Origin of the sequence: Usitatibacter rugosus, assembly GCF_013003965.1 — a bacterium.
Classification (GTDB): Bacteria; Pseudomonadota; Gammaproteobacteria; order Burkholderiales; family Usitatibacteraceae; genus Usitatibacter; species Usitatibacter rugosus.
In genome coordinates this window covers 4,147,159-4,161,688 of sequence record NZ_CP053069.1, presented here as the reverse complement: position 1 = coordinate 4,161,688, position 14,530 = coordinate 4,147,159, and the positions used below count along the sequence as shown (strand labels likewise).

Genomic DNA, 14,530 nt, shown 5'->3' with positions numbered 1-14,530 from the left:
GCGATGCGCATCCGCTTCTGGGGTACGCGGGGCTCGATCCCCGTGGCCCTCACCTCCGTGGACATCCGCGACAAGCTCGCCCTCGCACTCCTCGAGGCGTCGGGCCGCCGCTTCGATTCCTACGAGGAAGCGCACGACTTCGCCAGCTCCGAGCTCGACTTCTCCGTCACCAACACGTTCGGCGGCCACACGCCCTGCGTGGAGATCGAGGCGGACAGCGAGGAATACTTCGTCTGCGACATGGGCAGCGGAGCGCGTCCCTTCGGCGTGCACGTCCTCGCCAAGCAGGCACGCCGCCCCGCCACGGTCAACGTCTTCATGTCCCACGTGCACTGGGACCACATCATGGGCTTCCCCTTCTTCGGGCCGGCCTATGTCCCGAACACGAAGATCCGCATCCACGGCTGCCATGACGTGCTGGAGCAGGCGTTTCGCCTCCAGCAGGCCGCTCCGTGCTTCCCGGTGGACTTCTCGCAGCTCGCCGCGAACATCGAGTTCGTGAAGCTCGAGCCCGACAAGCCCAACCTCGTCTCCGGCCTCACCGTCATCCCGCACCTGCAGCTGCATTCCGGCGATTCGTACGGCTATCGCTTCGAGAAGGACGGCAAGAGCGTCGTGTACTCGACCGATTCCGAGCACAAGCTCGAGAACCGCGCCGAGGCCGAGGGCTTCGCCGCGTTCTTCAAGGAAGCCGACGTGGTGATCTTCGATGCGATGTATGCGCTCGCCGAAGCGATCAGCGTGAAGGCCGACTGGGGCCACTCGTCCAACATCGTCGGCGTGGAGCTCTGCCAGATGGCGCGCGCCAAGCACCTCGTGCTCTTCCACCACGAGCCCGCGAACGACGACGCCACGCTGGAATCGCTGCTGAAGGAGGCGCGCCGCTTCGAGGAGCTCACGAGGAGCGACCACGCGCTGAAGGTCTCCGCTTCCTACGACGGCCTGGAGCTCGACGTCTGAAGTCCCTGGGCGGATTCCGTCTCGCCGCCCTCCTGCTCGTCGCAGCCCTTTCCTACACCCTCGCGGTTTCGCCGGCGTGGCTGCAGCGCTTCCAGGCCGGCGTCTTCGACTACTACCAGCGCATCTTCCCGCTGCCGCGCGTGCAGCAGCCCGTCGTCATCGTCGGCATCGACGAGCATTCGCTGCGCGAGTTCGGACAGTGGCCGTGGCCGCGCACGCGCATGGGCGACCTGATCCGCGCGATCTCGGCGGGCAAGCCCGCGGCCATCGGCCTCGACCTCTTCTTCCCGGAGCCGGACCGCTACTCGCCCGGCAACCTGGTGGCGATGATGCCCGGCATCACCTCCGAGGCCGCGCGCCTGCTGATGTCGCTGCCCACCAACGACTCGCTGTTCGCCAACGCGATCACCGAGAGCCCGGCACCGGTGATCCTCGGCATCTCGGGCGAGAACGACGCGGACTCGATCACGAAGCAGGTCCCGAAGTCGACGCCGGTGCGGCTGTTCACGCAGCGCGAGCTGCCCATCCACCAGTTCAAGAGCCACATCGGCAATGTCTCGGTGCTGGTTTCCGCGGCCGCGAGCAGCGCGCTCATGAACGAGGGCGAGCAGGGCGCGATCGTGCGTCGCTCGCCGCTCGTGGCGAGGCTTGCCGGCGGCACCTTCGGAGCCCTCGGGCTGGAGACGCTGCGCCAGGGCATGCAAGCGGACCTCGTGGTGCGAGACCGCGGCTACGGGCTGATCCAGATCGAGATGGGCGAGGCCAAGGTGCTCGCGCAGGAAGACGGCACCGCATGGATCCGCTTCGGCCATCACGACGACACGCGCTTCGTGACCGCGTACGACGTGATGCTCGGCAAGATCGCCGAAGGGCAGTTCGAGAACAAGATCGTGCTGGTCGGCATGATGGGACTGGGCGTGACCGACTACAAGGTGACGCCGCTCGCCGAGTTCAACCCCGGCGTCGAGGTGCACGCGCAGATCGCGGAGAACCTCTACAACGGCGTGTCGCTCGTGCGGCCCTCGCCGATGCCGCGCTTGGAGGCGCTGATCCTCATCGTGTTGGGCTTCCTCGTCGTGCGCTTCGTGCCGAGGACGCGGGCGCAATACGGCTTCGCGATCGTCGTGGGCGGCATTGGGGCCACGCTCGCCGCGGGGCTGCTGTTGTTCGCGGAGTTCGGCATCCTCCTCGATCCGATCGTGCCCTCGCTGGGCGCGCTGGGCGCCTTCGGCATGATGCTCGTGGGCACGCTCGCGAACTCGGAGCGCCAGCGCCGGCAGCTTCGCGAGCAGGCCGCGCGCGTGGCGGGCGAGCTCGACGCGGCGAAGCGCATCCAGATGGGGTTGCTGCCCAACCCGGCGGAGACGCTCGCGTCGGAGCGGCGCGTGCTGGTCGCGGCATTGCTTGAACCCGCGCGCACGGTGGGCGGCGATTTCTACGACTGCTTCCTGATCGGTGATCGCTACCTCTTCTTCGTTGTCGCGGATGTGTCGGGCAAGGGCCTGCCCGCGGCGCTCTTCATGGCGAGCGTGAAGTCGCAGATCAAGAGCTCGGCGCTGCAGGGCGGAGAGGTCGGCGCGATGCTCACGCGCGCGCAGGACGAGATCGAGCGCGAGAATCCGGAGCAGCTCTTCGTGACGGCATTCGCGGGCCTCCTCGACCTCCACAGCGGGCGCCTGGAGTATGCGAACGCGGGACACGAGCCGCCGTATGCACGCCGCCCGCACTCGGCGCCCGAGCGCCTTGGAGAATCCGGCGGGCCGCCGCTGGGCGTGGTCGACGAGTTTCGCTTCCCGAGTGCCGAGCGCACGCTCGTTCCCGGCGAGTGGATCTGCGTGGTCACGGATGGCGCCACGGAGGCGATGAACCCGGAGCGCGCGTTCTTCGGCGTGGAGCGCCTGCGCACCGCGCTCGGATGGGTTCCCGACGACGTGACGCCCGAGGATGTGATCCGGCGCCTGCGCGACGACGTGCGCAAATTCGCCGACGGGGCCGAAGCGCCCGACGACCTCACGTTGCTGGCCCTGCAGTGGAAAGGAAATTAGGGTCAGCTTCTTTTTCGTTTGCACGAAAAAAGAAGCTGACCCTAATTTCCTATCTGACGTTGATTTCGACGCGCCGGTTGCGCGCTTCCGACATGTTGTCGTCGGTGGGCACCAGCAGCTCGCGCTTGCCGCGCCCGGCGGCGCCCACGCGCTCGGCGGGAATGCCCAGGCCCACGAGCATCTCGCGCAGCCGCTCGGCTCTCGCGAGCGAAAGCTTGTCGTTGTAGGCGAGGCCGCCCACGGTGTCGGTGTGGCCGATCACCATGATGTCCGGCAGGGGGCGCTTCTTCACGTCCGCGAAGACCTTGTCGAGCTCCACCTTGGAAGCGGGCGTGAGCTCGTCCTTGCCCTCGAGGAAGTAGAGCGTGAACGACGCGGGCCGGCCGGGAAGCGCATCGACCGTGTCCGCGAAGATCTCGTGGACCTGGTCGCGCGTCATGTTGGCGCTGACCATGCCGCCGTCGGGCTTGATCCTCTCGCTGCCGAACGCGGAGTGGATGATCTTCTTCTGCCCGTTCGACTCGACGACGATCGTGCCGATGTGGCCGTCCTTCGCAGGGACGACCACGAACAGCTCCGGGGCGACCGGTTTTCTCGGCTCGGAAGCGCAGGCGGCGAGGAGCAGGGCCGCCAGGAGGAGTCCGAGTCGTTTCAAGCGGGCCTTAGTGGCGCTGGACGGCCGGCTCGTCGACCTGCACGACGAACTCGGTGCCACGCACGCCCATCACGGCGGAGGGGGTGCGGATCTTCATCGCCTCGGGCGACTGCTTGACCATCTTGCCCGACACGGCGGCGAGCTTGCCCTTCTTGAGCGAGCCCTCGAACTCACCCGCGTGGGTGGTCGTGTCGAACGAATAGCGGTCGATGGCGAAGATGCTGTTGGGACCGACGGAGACCAGGCTGTTGTCGGTGAACGTGATGCCTGCAGCGCCGTCCGTGCCCGTGAGCACGACGTCCGAGGCCTGGATACCCATCCCGACCTTCGCGGATTGCTTGGTGGCGCCGCGCTGGATCTGCACGTCGCCTTTCGAGACCTTCACTTGGCCGATATCCGCGGCCAACGCGGTGCCGGCGCAGGCCAAGAGTGCCGCCATCAGGATCGTGGGGGTTTTCATGTTTTTTGCTCCGCTTTTTGTTGTGCGGATGCATCCTATAATGCCCGAAAGGGCAAAAATGTGAACGCCGTCACAACTCGCATGGGTATGTTTACGTCGCGGCTGGACTCGTGGAAGCGAGCCCGCGGCTTCATCGAGGGCTTCTGCGAGGCTTCCGGCGTGCCGCGGGACTCCTGCCTCAAGGTCTGCCTGGTGCTCGAGGAGCTCTTCCTCAACACCGTGAAACACGGCCACCGGGGCGGCAGCGATGCCCCGGTCTGGATCCGCCTTACTGCCGACGACGGGCAAGTGTCGCTAACGTATGAAGACCGAGCGCCGCCCTTCAATCCCTTCGCCCGCGCTACACGTGAAATGCTGGAAGCGCTGGCCGAGACCCGCCGCGAAGGCGGCCTGGGCGTGCTGCTCGCCCACGGCCTGACCGCGACCTCCGAGTACGCCTACCTGTACGGCCGCAACCGCATCCAGCTCACGCTCGCTTGATCGCCTGCACCAGGCGCTCGAGCACTTCCACCCGGGCGTGCAGCTTGTCGTTGGCCGCGATCAGGTTCCACGGCGCCATGTCCGTGGAGGTGCGCTCGATCATGTCGCACACCGCCTGCTCGTACTTCGGCCACTGCTTGCGGTTGCGCCAATCCTCGGCGGTGATCTTGTAGCGCTTGTACGCGATTTCCTTGCGCTGCTTGAAGCGCTTCAGCTGCTCCTCGGGCGTGACCGCCATCCAGAACTTCACGACGAGGATCCCGGACTCGGCCATCTCCGCTTCGAACTCGTTGATCTCCTGGTAGGCGCGCATCCACGCGAATTGCGTCGCGAACCCTTCCACGCGCTCGACCAGCACGCGCCCGTACCAGGAGCGGTCGAAGATCGTCGTGTGGCCGGGCTGAGGCACGTTGCGCCAGAAACGCCAGAGGTAAGGCTGCGCACGCTCTTCTTCCGTGGGCGCAGCAACCGGGATGACACGGTAGTAACGAGCGTCGAGCGCGCGCGTGATGCGGCGAATGGTGCTGCCCTTTCCGGCGGCGTCCATGCCCTCGAAGACCGCGCACACGCCACGGTCGCGCATTGCCTTGCTGCGCATGGCGTACGCGAGCTCCGCCTGCAGTGCGTCCAGCTTCTTGTCGTATTGCGGACGCGTGAGCTTCGCGGCGTAGTCGAGCGACTTGAGGATGTTGTGCCCGTCGAGCGGCGGGGTGGCCGGTGGCGCGGGCGAGGGAAGCGTGGGCATCTCGCCTTCCAGGCGATGCTTCATCGCCGAGAGCAGGATGCGTCCGGCCGTGAGCGAGCGGTACTGCGGATCGTAGCCCTCGATCACGTGCCACGGCGCCGCGCCGGTGGACGTTTCGCGCACCGCGTCCTCGCTGATGTCGCGGAATTTGTCGTAGTCCTTGTAGTACTTCCATTCGTTCGCGGTCGCGCGCCACGCCGTGAGCTTGCTCGAGCCGAGCTTCTTCAGCCGCTTCTTCATCTGCGGCTTGGTGATGTGGAACCAGAGCTTCACCACGAGCACGCCCTCGGCCGAGAGCATGCGCTCCAGGCGGCGGATGCGGTCCAGCTCGCGCCCGAACGCGGCCTTGCCGGTCTTGCCCCGCGTGCGATCGACGATCGCGTCGGTGTACCAGGAGCCGAAGAAGATCCCGATCTTTCCCTTGGGTGGCAGGGCCTGCCAGTAGCGCCACATCACCGGCCGGCCCTTGTCTGCAGGCCCGGGCTTGCCGAAGGCGAAGGCCCGAAGGTGGCGCGGATCCATCCATTCGTTGAAGAGGTTGACCGTCTCGCCCTTGCCCGCGCCCTCGACGCCGCTCACGATCAACAGGACGGGGAACTTGCCCTTCTCCAGCAGCTGGTACTGGGCTTCGAGCAACGCCTGGCGCAGCTTCGGCTCCTCGCGCTTGTAGCGTTCCTTCGACAGCTTGTGGCCGATCTCCGCGGTCTCGAACATGGGGTCAACTCCAGAATTGTTTTGACGAAGCGAGGCGTTCGACGCGCGCCTCGGCGGTGTGCGCATCGCCGTCGATGCGGGCTGCGAGGTAGCCGCGGGCGAACGCGGCGAAATCGGCGGGCGGATGCAGCCCGGAAAGGAGACGCGCGGCCGTGGCCGCGTCGTTGGACGTGCCGAGGACGTCCTGGAGATCGGAGAGCTCGCGCAGGTAGCGCTCGACGCGCTTCTCCCGGAAGAGCGACGCGAAGCCGTCCACGGCGTAGCGAAGGCGCTTGGCGTCGATGCGCACCGCGTGGCGCTCCTCGGTCGTGCGCTGTGCGAGGCCCTGCGCATCGGCGATGAGCCGGCGGTGGCGCTTCCGCGCGAGTCGCGTCGCGAAGTCCATGAGCGTGACGGCGGCTTCGGGAGGGTCGGAGACCGGGCCCGAGAGCCATTTCGTGAGGTCGAGCACGAGGGCGGCGAAGGATTTCGCGAGCAGGGCGGCGCGGGCCTGCTCGAGCGCCTTCTTCCGCGGTGCGCTCACGCGGCGCGCGATGCGCTTGCCCATGACTGGATCGCCGAAAGCGCGGGCGAGCGGCGGCAGGGTTTCGGTGGCGAACACATCCCAATCGCGCGCCTCGCCGAGCGTGCGGGCGAGCTCGCCGAGATCGGCGCGCCACGCTTCCGCTTCGGGCGGCAGCACCTCGCGGAAGATCCGCAGCGCCGAGCGCATGCGCCGGAGACCCACGCGTGCCTGGTGCACGAACTCGGGATCGTTCGTCGCGAGCACGCCTTCCTCGTTGGCCTGGAGCTGCTCGAGGCTCGCGGCCACCAGGGCCCGCGCGGCCTGCTCGACATCCATGCCCGGATCGAGCGTCACGCGCCGCGACTTCACGGGCTGCAGGGCTTCGTGGCGCAGCAGTCGGTACCCGCGCTCGGCCTTCGTCACGGAGCTGGGATGCAGCGAGATCTCGGCCGCGAGGGCGCGCGCGAAATCGAAGGCCGCGGCGCGGTCGCCTTCCTTCAGCTCGATCTCCACTTCGCACACGCTGTCCGTGTCCCCGCCCACCGAGGCCTGGCCCCGATCGAGCGCGACCTCGACGCGCGTGCCGGGCACGGGCTCGATATCCCACGTTTCGCGCTGGAACTCGACGGTGAAGGCCGGCCGCAGCCGCTCGCCCACGGTGCCCGAAGCCTTGTCGAGCATCGTGCCTTCCAGCGCCGCGAGGTCGATCGTGGCGTCGGGGCGCTCGGTCTCCCATTCGTGCCGCTCGTGGAGGCCGCCGGTGCCGCTCGTGCCGCCCTTCAGGGTCTGGGTCCAGGTGCGGCCGGACTTGCGCAGCCGCAGCGCCATGCCCGCCTTCTGCAGCTCGCAGTCGGGCGTGTCGTAGTAGATGCTGGTGAGCTTGCGGCGCGTGGGCCGCACGCCGGAGAGCGGGCCGGCGCGGCGAAAGGCCGCGACGTCGGCCGGCGAGAGCGAGAGCTTGAGCTCGATCTCGGTCATGGCTAGAGGGACGTCCGCGCCTGCCAGAGCTCGGGGAACAGGACGCCTTCCACGACGCGCTTCAAGTAGCTCACGCCCGAGGTGCCGCCGGTGCCGCGCTTGAAGCCGATCACGCGCTCGACCGTCGTCGCATGGCGGAAGCGCCACTGCCGGAACGCATCCTCGAGGTCGACCAGCTTCTCGGCGAGCTCGTAGAGATCCCAGTTCTTGCCGGTGGATTTGTAGACGTCCACCCAGGCCTGCAACACCGATTCGTTGAACGCGTGCGAGACGCTCCAGTCGCGCTCGACGACGGCCGCGTCGATCGCGAAACCGCGCCGGGCGAGCACGCGGATGGCCTCGTCGTAGAGCGAGGGCTCGGCGAGCAGCTTCTCGAGCGGGCCGTGCAGGTCGTCGCGGTGGCGGTGGGGCGACATCTTGATCGCGTCCTTGTTGCCGAGCAGGAATTCGATGGCGCGGTACTGGTACGACTGGAAGCCCGAGGAGCTGCCGAGCGAGCCGCGAAACGCCGAGTATTCCGCCGGCGTGAGGGTCGCGAGGACATCCCAGGACTGGTTCAGCTGCGCCATGATCCGGGCCACCCGCGAGAGCATCTTGAAGCCCGAGGAGAGGTCGTCGTCGCGAATGGCCGAGCGGGCGGCGCGAAGCTCGTGGAGCATGAGCTTCATCCACAGCTCCGTCGCCTGGTGCTGGACGATGAAGAGCATCTCGTTGTGGTCGCCCGAGCGGGGCGCCTGCGCGGCGAGCAGGTTGTCCAGCTGGAGGTAGTCGCCATAGCTCATGGCGCCTGCGAAATCGAGGCGGGCGCCGTCGGCGGGGGCGTGTTCCTTGGGATCGGCCATTCGGGGAAACGGGACTGGGGAAGGGGTGCTTTGCTATGATGCCCGAATCCCTCGAGGCGCACGGCCCACCCAATGCACGCCACGCTTCCCCTCCTAGCCCGGTCCAACTTCCCCGCCTTGCGGCGCAATGCGCTGGATATCGTCCAGGTGAACGTGGGATACGTGTGCAACCAGTCGTGCCTGCATTGCCACGTGAACGCGGGCCCGACGCGCACCGAAACGATGTCGCTCGAGACCGCCGACCAGGTGCTGGCCTATCTCGCCGCGAGCGGCGCCGGTACGCTGGACATCACCGGCGGCGCCCCCGAGATGAACCGGGTGTTTCGCCACCTGGTCACCGAGGCGCGCAAGCTCGGCGTCAAGGTGATGGACCGCTGCAACCTCACCATCCTCTTCGAGCCGGGCCAGGAAGATCTCGCGGCCTTCCTTGCGGCGAATCGCGTCGAGATCGTCGCCTCGCTGCCGTGCTACACCGAAGAGCTGGTCGACCGGCAGCGCGGCAAGGGCGTCTACGAGAAGAGCGTGCGCGCGATCCGCGTGCTGAACGAGCTGGGCTACGGCCGCGAGGGCAGCGGCCTGGAGCTGAGCCTCGTCTACAACCCGCAGGGCCCGAGCCTGCCGCCGTCGCAGGAGAAGCTCGAGGCCGACTACAAGCGCATCCTCGGCGAGCACTTCGGCATCGTCTTCAACCGCCTCTACACGCTCGCCAACATGCCGATCCAGCGCTTCGGCTCCACGCTGGTGACGAAGGGCCAGTTCAACACGTACATGGATCTCCTGCGCGGAGCCCATCGCGACGAGAACCTCGGCACCGTGATGTGCCGCAACCTGGTCTCGATCGACTACCAGGGCTACCTCTACGACTGCGACTTCAACCAGATGCTCGGGCTGCCGCTCGTGCGTCCGGGGCGCAAGCGCACGCACGTGAGCGACGTCATGGGTGAAGACCTCACCGGCAACCCGATCGTCGTTCGCGACCACTGCTTCGGCTGCACGGCGGGGCAAGGCTCCAGCTGCGGCGGGGCGCTGGCCTGACATGGCCGCGTCTCCCCTCGCGCTCGGCATCGAGCGGGACGAGCGTCCCGGCCGCGCCTGCCCGCAGGACTACCGCTATCCGCCGCGCTCGTTCGACCGCGCACCCGAGATCGAGTGCGAAACGCTCTACGTCGCGGGCGGCCTGTACGGCAACGTCGATGCGCTCGATGCGCTCCTCGCGATGGTGGCGCGTGAGCCGGGAGCCAAGCTCGCCTTCAACGGCGATTTCCACTGGTTCGACGTAGCGCCTTCGGACTTCGACTACGTTGCGAGCACGGTGCTCGCGCATTCGGCGACCCGCGGCAACGTCGAGACCGAGATCGCGCACGAAGACAGCGGCGCGGGCTGCGGCTGCGCTTATCCCGCCGAGGTGGGCGATGCGGAAGTCGAGCGCTCCAACCGGATCCTCGATGCGCTCCGCGAGACGTCGCGCCGCTTTCCGGACCTTCGCAAGCGCCACGGCGAGCTGCCGATGAATCTCGTGGCCCGCGTCGGCGATGCGCGCGTGGGCCTCGTGCATGGCGACGCCGCTTCGCTCGCCGGATGGGGCTTCGCCCACGACCAGCTCGACAATCCGCGCAAGGCCCGCTGGCTCGAGAGCGTGTTCGCCGAATCGAAAGTCGACGTCTTCGCGAGCAGCCACACCTGCCTGCCGGCTTGCCGCGCCTTCCCGTTCGGTGCCGTCATCAACAACGGCGCGGCGGGCATGCCGAATTTCTCCGGAACGGCGCACGGGATCGTCACCCGCATCGCCTGCAGTGCCGCGCCGTCCGAAACGCTGTATGGGGTTCAAGTGCGCGGCGTCCACGTCGATGCGCTCGCCCTGCGATTCGACGAGCGCCGGTGGAACGAGCGCTTCCTCGCGTCCTGGCCCGAGGGCTCCCCTGCCCACGAGTCCTATTACCGCCGTATCGCACACGGCCCGAAGTTCACGAAGTCGCAAGCCGCGCCCCACGCGGCCTAGGGAGATAAAAATGACAACGAAAAAAACCGCGAAGAAGACGGCTGCCGCCGCACCCCGCACGACGCACGTGGCGCCGAAGAAGTCCGCGACGCAGGTGAAGCGCATCAACCTCGCGCTGCAGGGCGGCGGATCCCACGGCGCGTTCGCGTGGGGAATCATCGACGCGATGCTGGCCGACGGCCGGCTCGAAGTCGAAGGCATCTCCGGCACCAGTGCCGGCTCGGTGAATGCCGTGCTCGTCGCCTACGGCTACCTGCTGAACGGCCCCGAGGGTGCGCGCGAGATGCTGGAGAAGTTCTGGCGCACGCTCTCCGAGCAGCGCGCAGGCTTCAACTCGCCCGAGTCGTTCAAGGTCTTCAAGATGATGACGGGCACCATGTCGCCGTACCAATGGAACCCGTACAACTGGAACCCGTTCCGCGCGACGATCGAGAAGGTCGTCGACTTCGAGCGGCTGCGCCAGGACAAGGGCGGGGTGAAGCTCTTCCTCGCGGCGACGAACGTCGAGACCGGCAAGGCGCGCATCTTCACGAACGAGGAGATCACGCCCGACGTGGTGATGGCCTCGTCCTGCCTGCCGTTCCTCTTTCAAGCCGTCGAGATCGAGGGCCAGTTCTACTGGGACGGCGGCTACATGGGCAACCCGGTGCTCTATCCGCTCTTCTATCACACCGATTCGCGCGACGTGGTCATCCTGCACATCAACCCGATCTACCGCCCGGGCGTGCCGCGCACGGCGCCGGAGATCGAGAACCGCCTGAACGAGCTCACGTTCAACTCGGCGCTGATCAAGGAGTTCCGCGCCATCGCCTTCGTCGGGAAGATGCTCGAGGACGGCTGGCTCAAGCCCGAGTTCGCCGCGAAGGTGAAGAACGTCCTCATCCACTCCATCCGCGCCGACAAGGCGTTGAAGGACCTGGGTGTCGCGAGCAAGTTCTCGACCGACTGGCGCTTCCTCACCGATCTCTGCGAGCGGGGCCGTAAGGAATCGACCGAATGGCTCGACGCACACTTCAAGGATCTCGGGAAGCAGTCCAGCGTCGACCTGAGGGCCGAGTTCCTCTAGTCGTCGTTTCCTCACCGAAGGAGCGTTCGTGAAAGCCGGCAAGATCCTCGTCTTCATCGTGCTGCTGGCCGGGATCGGCGCGTTCTTCGCGTTCGACCTGAAGCAGTATTTCTCTCTCGAGTATTTCCAGGGGCAGCGCGCGGTGCTCGAAGGCTACCGGGATTCGCATCCCGTGCAGACCACGGCCGTGTTCTTCGCGGTGTACGTGCTGGTGACGGGGCTTTCGCTGCCGGGTGCCACGATCCTCACGCTGGTGGCCGGGGCGCTCTTCGGCCTCGTGTGGGGCGTGATCCTCGTTTCCTTCGCCTCGACGATCGGCGCCACCACCGCCTTCCTCGCCTCGCGCTACCTGCTGCGCGACTGGGTCCAGGGCAAGTTCGGCGACAAGCTGAAGACCATCAACGACGGCATCGAGCGGGAAGGCGCGTTCTACCTCTTCGCGTTGCGCCTGGTGCCGGCTTTCCCCTTCTTCCTCATCAACCTCGTGATGGGCCTCACGAAGATGCCGGTGCGGACCTACTTCATCACGAGCCAGATCGGCATGTTCGCGGGCACGATCGTGTACGTGTACGCAGGGACGCAGCTGGGACAGTTCAAGATCTCCCCGGGCCTGGTGGCCGCGTTCGTGTTCCTCGGGATCTTCCCGCTCGCGGCCAAGAAGGTCCTCGATGCGCTGAAGGCCCGCAAGGTCTACGCGAAGTGGACGCGGCCCGCGTCGTACGACCGCAACATGGTCGTGATCGGCGGCGGCTCCGCGGGCCTGGTCACCGCCTACATCGCCGCGGCGGTGAAGGCGAAGGTGACGCTCATCGAACGCCACAAGATGGGCGGCGATTGCCTCAACACCGGCTGCGTGCCCTCGAAGGCGCTCATCAAGACGGCGAAGCTGCTGAACCAGATCAAGCACTCGAAGGACTACGGCGTGAAGAGCGCCACGGCCGAGTTCGATTTCGCCGAGGCGATGGAGCGCGTGCAGAAGGTCGTGGCCGATATCGAGCCGCATGACTCGGTCGCGCGCTACACGGGCCTGGGTGTCGAGGTGCTGAAGGGCACGGCGAAGATCACCTCGCCCTGGACCGTCGAGGTCACGCTGAACGACGGCGGCAAGCAGACGCTCACGACCAAGAACATCACCATCGCCACGGGCGGCAAGCCCTTCATCCCGCCGATCCCGGGGCTGCGCGAAGCGAACCCGCTGCACTCCGACAACCTGTGGGAGATCCGCAAGCAGCCCAAGCGCCTGGTCGTGCTCGGTGGCGGGCCGATCGGCTGCGAGCTCGCGCAGGCGTTCGCGCGCCTCGGCTCGAAGGTGACCCAGGTGGAGATGGCGCCGCGCATCATGACCAAGGAGGACCCGGAGTTCTCCGAGATGGTCGCGAAGCGCTTCCGCGAGGACGGCATCGACGTGCTCGTGGACCACAAGGCGACGGAGGTGCGCGTCGAGGGCGGCGAGAAGATCGTCGTCGTCCAGCACCAGGGCGCCGAGAAGCGCATCGCATGCGACGAGATCCTCTGCGCCGTGGGGCGTGCCGCCAACACGCAGGGCTTCGGCCTCGAGGAGCTGGGCATCCCGCTCACGAAGCAGAAGACCGTGGAGGTGAACGAATACCTCCAGGCCCACTATCCGAACATCTACGCCTGCGGCGATGCGATCGGGCCGTACCAGTTCACGCACACCGCGTCGCACACGGCCTGGTATTGCGCGGTGAACGGCCTCTTCGGCCGCTTCAAGAGCTTCAAGGTCGACTACTCCGTGATCCCCTGGGCCACGTTCACGGATCCGGAAGTCGCGCGCGTGGGCTTGAGCGAGACCGAGGCGAAGGAGAAGGGCGTGAAGTACGACGTCTTCACCTACGGCATCGACGACCTCGACCGCGCCATCGCCGACAGCGAGAACCACGGGCTGGTGAAGGTGCTCACCGCGGCGGGCAGCGACAAGATCATCGGCTGCACGATCGCCGGGCCCAACGCCGGGGAGATCATCGTCGAGTTCGTGACGGCGATGAAGTACGGCATTGGACTCAACAAGATCCTCGGCACCATCCACATCTATCCGACCTACGCCGAATCGAACAAGTACGCGGCCGGCATCTGGAAGCGCTCGACGGTCACGAAGGGCCAGATGGAAGTCGCCACGGCGTTCAACGACTGGACGCGCGGCGCCGGCGGGCTGGGTACGGTGATCGCCAAGGCTCTCGCCATGTCCGGCAACAAGGAACGCTACTACGCCGCCGCGCCCACGCACGGCGACGACTGAAGGGAATCCGAATGAAAGCACTGCTCCGCCTCGCCGTCGTCCTGCTGGGGTTCATGGCCGCCAGCGCCTTCGCGCAATTCGATCAAACGCACAAGGCGTGGGACGACCTCCTCAAGAAGCATGTGAAGTACACGCAGAACGGCAATGCCTCGCGCGTGGACTACGCCGGTTTTGCGAAAGACCGCGCCGCGCTGAAAGCGGTGCTCGACAGTGACTCCGCGGTGCCGAAGGCGGAGTTCGACAAGTGGCCCAAGCCCGCCCAGCAGGCGTTCCTCATCAACGCGTACAACGCATTCACGGTGGAGCTCATCCTCACCAAGTACCCGGACCTGAAGTCGATCCGCGACCTGGGCAGCTTCGTCTCGAAGCCGTGGAGCAAGAAGTTCTTCACGCTCTTCGGCCAGGAGACGAACCTGGACAACATCGAGCACGACATGCTGAGGAAGGGCGGCGTGTACGACGATCCGCGCGTCCACGTGGCTGTCGTCTGCGCTTCGATCGGCTGCCCCATGCTCCGGAACGAGGCCTTCACGGCCGCGAACCTCGAAGCCTCGCTCGAAGACGCCATGAAGCGCTTCCTCTCCGATCGCACCCGCAACCGCCTCAACCCGCAGACGAAGAAGCTCGAGATCTCGAAGATCTTCGACTGGTACGGCAAGGACTTCGAGAAGGGCCACAAGGGCTTCACCTCGGTGAAGGCGACGATGGCGAAGTACGCGGATCAACTGGCCGATGCACCGGCCGACCGCGCGCTGGTCAGGGACCAGAAGGCCGACGTCACGTTCCTCGACTACGACTGGTCGCTCAACGACGCGAAATGATGA

Annotated in this window: 13 protein-coding genes; 8 read left to right on the top strand and 5 right to left on the bottom strand. The window is 66.7% G+C overall.

Going from position 1 to position 14,530, the window contains the following annotated elements; translation table 11 throughout:
- Positions 1–3 precede the first annotated feature (3 nt).
- Together DSM104443_RS21970 and DSM104443_RS19800 are read left to right on the top strand one after the other, a co-directional pair.
- A complete protein-coding gene (locus DSM104443_RS21970; RefSeq protein ID WP_246232372.1) occupies positions 4–960 on the top strand; it encodes an MBL fold metallo-hydrolase in 957 nt (318 codons plus the stop codon).
- Complete coding sequence (locus tag DSM104443_RS19800) at positions 861–3,005, top strand: SpoIIE family protein phosphatase (RefSeq protein ID WP_246233009.1); 2,145 nt, start codon at positions 861–863, stop codon at positions 3,003–3,005. The genes DSM104443_RS21970 and DSM104443_RS19800 overlap by 100 nt, the downstream gene beginning before the upstream one ends.
- Before the next feature lie 49 nt (positions 3,006–3,054).
- Here DSM104443_RS19800 and DSM104443_RS19795 read toward each other — a convergent pair whose 3' ends face one another.
- On the bottom strand, positions 3,055–3,660 hold the full coding sequence (locus DSM104443_RS19795; protein ID WP_171095383.1) for an OmpA family protein: 606 nt from the start codon (positions 3,658–3,660) through the stop codon (positions 3,055–3,057).
- A 7-nt stretch (positions 3,661–3,667) separates the two neighbouring features.
- Complete coding sequence (locus DSM104443_RS19790; protein ID WP_171095380.1) at positions 3,668–4,120, bottom strand: FecR family protein; 453 nt, start codon at positions 4,118–4,120, stop codon at positions 3,668–3,670.
- A gap of 81 nt (positions 4,121–4,201) precedes the next feature.
- On the opposite strand from DSM104443_RS19790, the gene DSM104443_RS19785 reads away from it, so the two are divergent.
- Positions 4,202–4,600: an ATP-binding protein gene (locus tag DSM104443_RS19785; RefSeq protein ID WP_171095377.1), complete on the top strand. Its 399-nt coding sequence runs from the start codon at positions 4,202–4,204 to the stop codon at positions 4,598–4,600.
- Here the strand turns inward: DSM104443_RS19785 and pap are convergent.
- From pap to kynA, 3 genes are read right to left on the bottom strand one after another with little or no spacing between them, the layout of a single operon-like run.
- Positions 4,587–6,059, bottom strand: a complete 1,473-nt coding sequence (gene pap / locus DSM104443_RS19780; RefSeq protein WP_171095375.1) for a polyphosphate:AMP phosphotransferase — start codon at positions 6,057–6,059, stop codon at positions 4,587–4,589. The genes DSM104443_RS19785 and pap overlap by 14 nt on opposite strands.
- Positions 6,060–6,063: 4 nt before the next feature.
- The gene (locus tag DSM104443_RS19775; protein WP_171095373.1) at positions 6,064–7,542 is read right to left on the bottom strand and encodes a CYTH and CHAD domain-containing protein; all 1,479 of its coding nucleotides are present in this window, start codon (positions 7,540–7,542) and stop codon (positions 6,064–6,066) included.
- A 2-nt stretch (positions 7,543–7,544) separates the two neighbouring features.
- Positions 7,545–8,384 carry a tryptophan 2,3-dioxygenase gene (gene kynA / locus DSM104443_RS19770; protein WP_171095371.1) on the bottom strand — a complete coding sequence of 280 codons (840 nt, stop codon included), beginning with the start codon at positions 8,382–8,384 and terminating at the stop codon, positions 7,545–7,547.
- 72 nt (positions 8,385–8,456) lie between these two features.
- On the opposite strand from kynA, the gene arsS reads away from it, so the two are divergent.
- Genes arsS through DSM104443_RS19745 form a run of 5 tightly spaced genes read left to right on the top strand, consistent with a single transcriptional unit; the run spans position 8,457 to position 14,527 of the window.
- Positions 8,457–9,419, top strand: coding sequence for an arsenosugar biosynthesis radical SAM (seleno)protein ArsS (gene arsS / locus DSM104443_RS19765; RefSeq protein WP_171095370.1), 963 nt, complete (start codon positions 8,457–8,459; stop codon positions 9,417–9,419).
- Between the two features lies 1 nt (position 9,420).
- Positions 9,421–10,383 (top strand): hypothetical protein, encoded by a 963-nt coding sequence (locus DSM104443_RS19760; protein WP_171095368.1) that lies wholly within the window; start codon positions 9,421–9,423, stop codon positions 10,381–10,383.
- 10 nt (positions 10,384–10,393) lie between these two features.
- A complete protein-coding gene (locus tag DSM104443_RS19755; protein ID WP_171095366.1) occupies positions 10,394–11,449 on the top strand; it encodes a patatin-like phospholipase family protein in 1,056 nt (351 codons plus the stop codon).
- Between the two features lie 28 nt (positions 11,450–11,477).
- Positions 11,478–13,706 (top strand): dihydrolipoyl dehydrogenase, encoded by a 2,229-nt coding sequence (gene lpdA, locus DSM104443_RS19750; protein ID WP_171095364.1) that lies wholly within the window; start codon positions 11,478–11,480, stop codon positions 13,704–13,706.
- Between the two features lie 11 nt (positions 13,707–13,717).
- Positions 13,718–14,527 (top strand): DUF547 domain-containing protein, encoded by an 810-nt coding sequence (locus tag DSM104443_RS19745; RefSeq protein ID WP_171095362.1) that lies wholly within the window; start codon positions 13,718–13,720, stop codon positions 14,525–14,527.
- Positions 14,528–14,530 lie beyond the last annotated feature (3 nt).